General features: G+C 54.8%; 6 protein-coding genes. 3 read left to right on the top strand and 3 right to left on the bottom strand.

The genetic code is table 11. The features are described from left to right. Positions 1–196 precede the first annotated feature (196 nt). Positions 197–880, top strand: a complete 684-nt coding sequence (locus KQI10_RS06650; RefSeq protein ID WP_216566626.1) for a helix-turn-helix domain-containing protein — start codon at positions 197–199, stop codon at positions 878–880. Beyond that, a complete protein-coding gene (locus KQI10_RS06645; RefSeq protein ID WP_216566625.1) occupies positions 871–1764 on the top strand; it encodes an IS3 family transposase in 894 nt (297 codons plus the stop codon). Before KQI10_RS06650 ends, KQI10_RS06645 begins: the two co-directional genes overlap by 10 nt. Before the next feature lie 109 nt (positions 1765–1873). Here the strand turns inward: KQI10_RS06645 and KQI10_RS06640 are convergent, their stop codons facing one another. Genes KQI10_RS06640 through KQI10_RS06630 form a run of 3 tightly spaced genes read right to left on the bottom strand, consistent with a single transcriptional unit; the run spans position 1874 to position 4513 of the window. After that, positions 1874–3619: an NFACT family protein gene (locus KQI10_RS06640; protein WP_216566624.1), complete on the bottom strand. Its 1746-nt coding sequence runs from the start codon at positions 3617–3619 to the stop codon at positions 1874–1876. Then, positions 3609–4025: a Mini-ribonuclease 3 gene (locus tag KQI10_RS06635; RefSeq protein WP_253285188.1), complete on the bottom strand. Its 417-nt coding sequence runs from the start codon at positions 4023–4025 to the stop codon at positions 3609–3611. The genes KQI10_RS06640 and KQI10_RS06635 overlap by 11 nt, the downstream gene beginning before the upstream one ends. Then, the gene (locus KQI10_RS06630) at positions 4004–4513 is read right to left on the bottom strand and encodes a Gx transporter family protein (protein ID WP_216566623.1); all 510 of its coding nucleotides are present in this window, start codon (positions 4511–4513) and stop codon (positions 4004–4006) included. Before KQI10_RS06630 ends, KQI10_RS06635 begins: the two co-directional genes overlap by 22 nt. Positions 4514–4755: 242 nt before the next feature. On the opposite strand from KQI10_RS06630, the gene KQI10_RS06625 reads away from it, so the two are divergent. Then, on the top strand, positions 4756–5244 hold the full coding sequence (locus KQI10_RS06625) for a nucleoside deaminase (protein ID WP_216566622.1): 489 nt from the start codon (positions 4756–4758) through the stop codon (positions 5242–5244). Positions 5245–5532: the final 288 nt, after the last annotated feature.

Below are 5532 nucleotides of genomic sequence, written 5' to 3'. Positions count from 1 at the left end.
GCCGACAGCGCCTCCTTAAGCCGCATTCTTGCGGAGCTTCTTGGCGGGACAAGAAGCTCCCCGCCGGAGGCTCCCAGCCGAAATGAGGACAGGGCTTCCGTCCAAGCCCCAAAAGCCCGCTGCCCTGATATGCTCCCCATAGAGTAGACACTCGAAATAACAAAAATTTCGAGGCTACACTATGGGGAGTATTTTTATGTTCAAAAGGAAAGTAAGCCCGGAAGAAATAATAACAGCAGTTGAATCCTATCTGAATGGAGATCGGCAGCTTCACACAATACTGGAGCAATACGGAATAGCCAAAGAATCATTTCGTACATGGGTAAGAAATTATCAGATATTTGGCGGGGAAGGCCTTAGAGATAAACACAGGAAAGCAAGCTATTCAGCACAGACACAGACGGCAGCAGTAAAGGATTATCTGTCCGGAGCAGGTTCGCAAGCAGATATTTGTAAAAAATATAAGATTTATTCCAGAAGCCAGTTGCAAAACTGGATAAAGATGTATAATAGTCATAGAGAATTACGACCCAGCAGAGGTCGAGGGAGTGATATCTATATGACTAAGGGAAGAAACACTACATACGAGGAACGAGTGGAAATTGTCAGCTACTGCATTGAGCACGGCAACGACTATACTGCCGCCATCGAGAAATACGGTGTCAGCTACCAGCAGATATATTCCTGGGTGCGCAAGTATAACGAGAAAGGCGCAGAAGGACTTGTAGACAAGCGCGGTAAGCGTAAACCGGAATCCGAAATGACGGAACTGGAGAAGCTGCGAGCTGAGAACCGGGTGTTAGAAGCACGGAACAAAAGATTGGAATTGGAGTGTGCCGTGCTAAAAAAACTCGAGGAAATCGAAGGGAGGTGGCGCTGAGCGGAGTACGGCAAGAGCATCTCTATCTTTGCGTTCAGGAAATGCACAAAGAGGGATATGCCGTAACCGAGATCTGCGATATTCTTGCGTTAAACCGATCCAGCTATTACAACTGGACACACCGTGTCAAGAGCAGCCGTGAGGAAGAAAACGAAGCCTTGCTGCATGAGATTGGCCTGATCTACGCAGAACATAACGGAACCTACGGCTACCGCAGAATTGGAGATGAATATAATGAAACACACGAAAAGAAGTATAATCTGAAGCGATTTTACCGTCTGGTACATATTGTTGGGTTGCTGGCCGTTATCCGCAGAAAACGACCTGCTTACCAGAGATCCACACCGGAAGTTACCGCTGAGAACATTCTGAACAGAGATTTTACAGCGACTGCAGTAAATGAGAAATGGTGTACCGATGTCACAAAGATGAAATACGGCTCTGCCGGTGAGAAAGCCTATCTTAGTGCCATTCTTGATCTGAAGGGTAGGGATATTGTTTCCTTTGCTATTGGCAAAAGCAATAATAACCAGCTGGTGTTTGAGACATTTGATTTGGCAGTAAAGAAATACCCGGATGCACATCCGCTATTCCACAGCGACCGTGGATTCCAATACACAAGCAAGCTGTTTAAGGCAAAGCTGGACAAGCAAGGAATGGAACAAAGTATGTCCAGAGTTGGCAGATGTATTGATAACGGGCCGATGGAAGGTTTCTGGGGTATTCTGAAGTGTGAAATGTACTATCTCAACCAATTTGAATCTTATGAAGAACTTGCCTCTGCTGTTGAGCAGTTCATCTATTACTACAACCACCAGCGGCGTCAGCACAAGCTGAACTGCCTGCCTCCAGCAACCTACCGCAGCTTACTGGAAGCTGCTTAAAAGAAAACCAGGATCCCATTTCTGAGACCCTGGTAGAAAACTATTTTTGTTTTTTCATCTGTCTACTTGACAGGGAGCGGTTCACCCAAAGGAAGCCTGTTCCCTCTTTTTATTTGTTCTCCGCGTTCAGCGGGTCCACCCGGACGTCCGGGTAGGGGTTGACGATGGCGGTGCGGTAGGTGTGATAGATGACCATGCCGGGCTTGCCGCCGGGGGTCTTTTTCACCTGCTTTACAGTCGTCACATCTACGCTGATGTTCTGTCCCCCGCCGGTCTCGGCGTAGTAGGCGGCCAGCTGGGCGGCCTGGGTCACGGTGTCGTCCGGGGGCTTCCGGCCGCCGCAGGAGATAATGACATGGCTGCCGTGGACCTTGGAGGCGTGGCACCAGATGTCGTCCTTCCGGGCCAGCTTGAAGGTCAGCTCGTCGTTCTGCCGGTTGTTCCGGCCCACATAAATGGGGAAGCCGTCGGTGCTCTCGAAGCGCATGGGAGGAAGCTTCGACTGCTTCATCTTCTTTCTGGCCCCGTCCATGCGGACGTAGCCCCCGGCATACAGCTCCTGCCGGATTTCCTCCAGCTCTGCCTCACTCTGGGCCCGGTTCAGCTCCTCCAGGACGCTTTCCAGATAACTGCATTCCTCTCTGCCCAGGTCCAGCTGATGGGTCAGCTCCTTCTGGGCGTTTTTCATGCGGGTGTAGTCCTTATAGAATTTGGCCGCGTTCTGTTGGGGGGAGAGAATGGGGCTGAGCGGTATTTCCACATCGGCCATATTTTCATCGTAGAAGTCCTGACAGAGAACCTTTGTCTGCCCCTTCTGAATGCGGTGCAGGTTGGCCGTCAGGATGTCGCCCAGCTGCCGCAGGCGCTCCCGGTCATAGGTTGCCGTCAGTTCCTTTTCCTGCGCGGCCATCTTCCGGCGCAGCCGCTGGACCTGGTTGGAAACGCTTTTGCGCAGGGCCTGGCTTTTCTGGCGCATGGCGTCCTTCCGGTCCCGGAGGGTGTAAAACCGGTCCAGCAAAGCGCTGAAGGACTCCGCCTCGGCGCATTCTCCATATTCCCGGATGGGACAGAAGGCGAACTGCTTCAGTGTGCCGTCCGGGGCGGCGTAATACCAGGGCTTCGGATGGCGCAGATGCTCGGAGAAGAAGAGATACAGCTTCTCCCCCGCCGCTTCGGCATCCAGCGCGCCGACCCGGCCATCCACATCTCCGGCGGCATAGAGCGCCGCCTCCCGGGTCACCAGAGGGGACAGGCCCCCCAGGGTATCCATGAGCCGCTGGGCCAGAACATCCGCCCCCTCGGCGCGCAGCAAGTTAACATAATCCTCCTGTGTAAGCGCCGCGGGGTCCTGCTTTTCAATGGGACTGGGGGCCTGATAGCTCAGTCCCGGCAGGGCGGGGCGGTTGCTCTCGTCCAGTCCGACACGGCGCAGGCAGTCCAGAATCTTCCCGTCCGGCCCCAGCAGATACACATTGCAGGTCCGGCCCATCAGCTCCGCTACCATCCGCTTCCGCACCGGGTAGCCCATTTCGTCCGTGCAGTCAAAGACAAAATGGACGCAGCGCTCCATAGGCGTCTGGGTGATCTCCGAAAGCCGGGCACCCAGCAGGTGCTTGCGCAGGAACATGCAGAACATGGGCGGCTCCGGCGGATTTTCCGGTGAGGCGGCGGTCAGATGCAGCCGGGGCGCGGTGGGATTGGCGGCGATCAGCAGCTTTTCCCGGCCCGCCTGACAGCGCAGCTGGAAAATCAGGGTATCCCGGCTGGGCTGGTAGATTTTCTCAATTTTCGCACCTTCGCAGCGGGTGCGGATCTCCTCCGCCACGCAGGAAAGGTATGTCGCGTCAAATGCCATGGGGCTCTTCCTCCATAACGGACCGGAACAGCACGTTGATCCGCTCCGTCTTTCCGGCTAAGTACAGCGCCCCGAACAGCGCCTCCAGCCCCGTGGCCTTGGCGTACTGGGCAGGGGTAGCCCCCTTGGGCACGGCGTGTACATGGGCGTTCTTGCCCCGGCGGTAGTAGCTCAGCTCCTCCTCATTCAGCAGAGGCAGCAGCTTATCCACAAATTCCGCCTGAGCCGGAGCGTTGACCATGGCAACGGTCTTCTTGTGCAGATCCAGCACGGTCTTGAAGCCGTGTTCGCACAGGTAGCCGCGGCACAGCAGCTCGAAGACTCCGTCGCCGATGTGGGCCAGCCCCAAATTGGAGATGGCGTCGATCCGGCGCTTCTCCATATTCATCTGAAAATAGTTTTCCAAAAGTTTTTTCCTCGATTCAATAAAAACTGGGCGCACAGCCCGGTAAAAAGGCCTGTTATCAGGCTGATGGCAATAAGGATGGGCAGATAGGCCAGCAGTCCCGGCGTTCCGCTGACCCAGACGGCGACGGTCATCTGGCCTACGGAATGGGCCACAGCCCCGGCGCAGCCCGCCACCCAGAGCTGGTTTTCCTTCAGGACGCGCTTCAGGCCGATGGTCGCCAGGATCGCCAGCGTCCCTCCCGCCGCGGAGTAAAGAATGGTACTGAAATTTCCGGCAAATACTGCCCCCAGAAAAATCCGGGCCGCCAGCACCAGCACGCCTTCCTTAGCCCCCAGAAGAAACACGGTAAACACCGTCACGATATTGGAAAGCCCCAGCTTCACCCCCGGAATGGGCACCGGCGCGGGGATTTGGGCCTCCAGCATGAAGATGGTCAGCGCAATGGCCGTCAGAAGTGCCAGAAGCACCAGCCTGCGGGTTTTCATAGGGCACCCCCTTAATAATTGACAATGGGCAATGGACAATTATTGCGGTGTCCCTCCGGGACAAATTAAATTTTTGAATCGTTTCCGCAGGAAACACCTCAATTGTCAATTGTCAATTGTTAATTGTTAATTTTCTATAGCATACCATTTTTTCTTCCCGCTGTAAAGTCCGCCTTCTTCCGCTTTCTTTTTTCACCGGGGCGTGGTATGATAGGCCCGGAAAAACAGAAAGGGATTTTGCTATGGAAGACTTGGATTTTATGCGTGAGGCGCTTTCTCTGGCGCGGCAGGCGGCGGAATTGGGAGAGGTTCCGGTGGGCTGCGTCATCACACGGGGAACGGAAATCGTAGGCCGGGGCTATAACCGCCGGGAGACGGACAAGTCCGCCCTGGCCCACGCGGAAATTCAGGCCATTGACGAGGCATGCCGTGCCCTGGGGGGCTGGCGGCTGTGGGAGTGTACCCTGTATGTAACATTGGAGCCCTGCGCCATGTGCGCCGGGGCCATTTTGAGTGCCCGGATCCCCAGAGTGGTCTATGGCGCCAGTGACCGGAAATTCGGCGCGTGCAGATCCGTATGCAGCCTGTTCGATATGAACTTCAACCACCATCCCCAGGTGGTCAGCGGTATTCTGGAAGAGGAATCCGCGGCGCTGCTGCGGGCGTTCTTCCAGAACCTGCGGGTGGAGCTGCGGTCGAGGCCAAAGTGGAGGAAGCCGGCGGGGGAGTAAATCAAAACCTGTGGGAATACGAATTGACAATTGACAATGAACAATTGACAATTATGGTGTCCCTCCGTGACGGTTTGAAATTTCGCATTTCTGAAGGAAATGCCTTAACTGTCAATGCGAATCAACAGTTGAAATATCCAAAAGTTCACGAATATTCCGGGAATTTTGAAACTTTTGAGCCTCGTAGGGGCGGCTACCAGCCGCCCGGAGGGTATCGAAAGTGAGCTGTGAAAACGAAACACTCAGGCCCGGTCGTTTCCGGGCGGCTAATAGCCGCCCCTACAGGCC

The sequence above is a fragment of the Pseudoflavonifractor sp. MSJ-30 genome, assembly GCF_018918045.1.
In the GTDB taxonomy this organism is placed as follows: Bacteria; Bacillota; Clostridia; order Oscillospirales; family Oscillospiraceae; genus Faecousia.
This window is presented reverse-complemented; position numbering and strand designations above follow the sequence as displayed.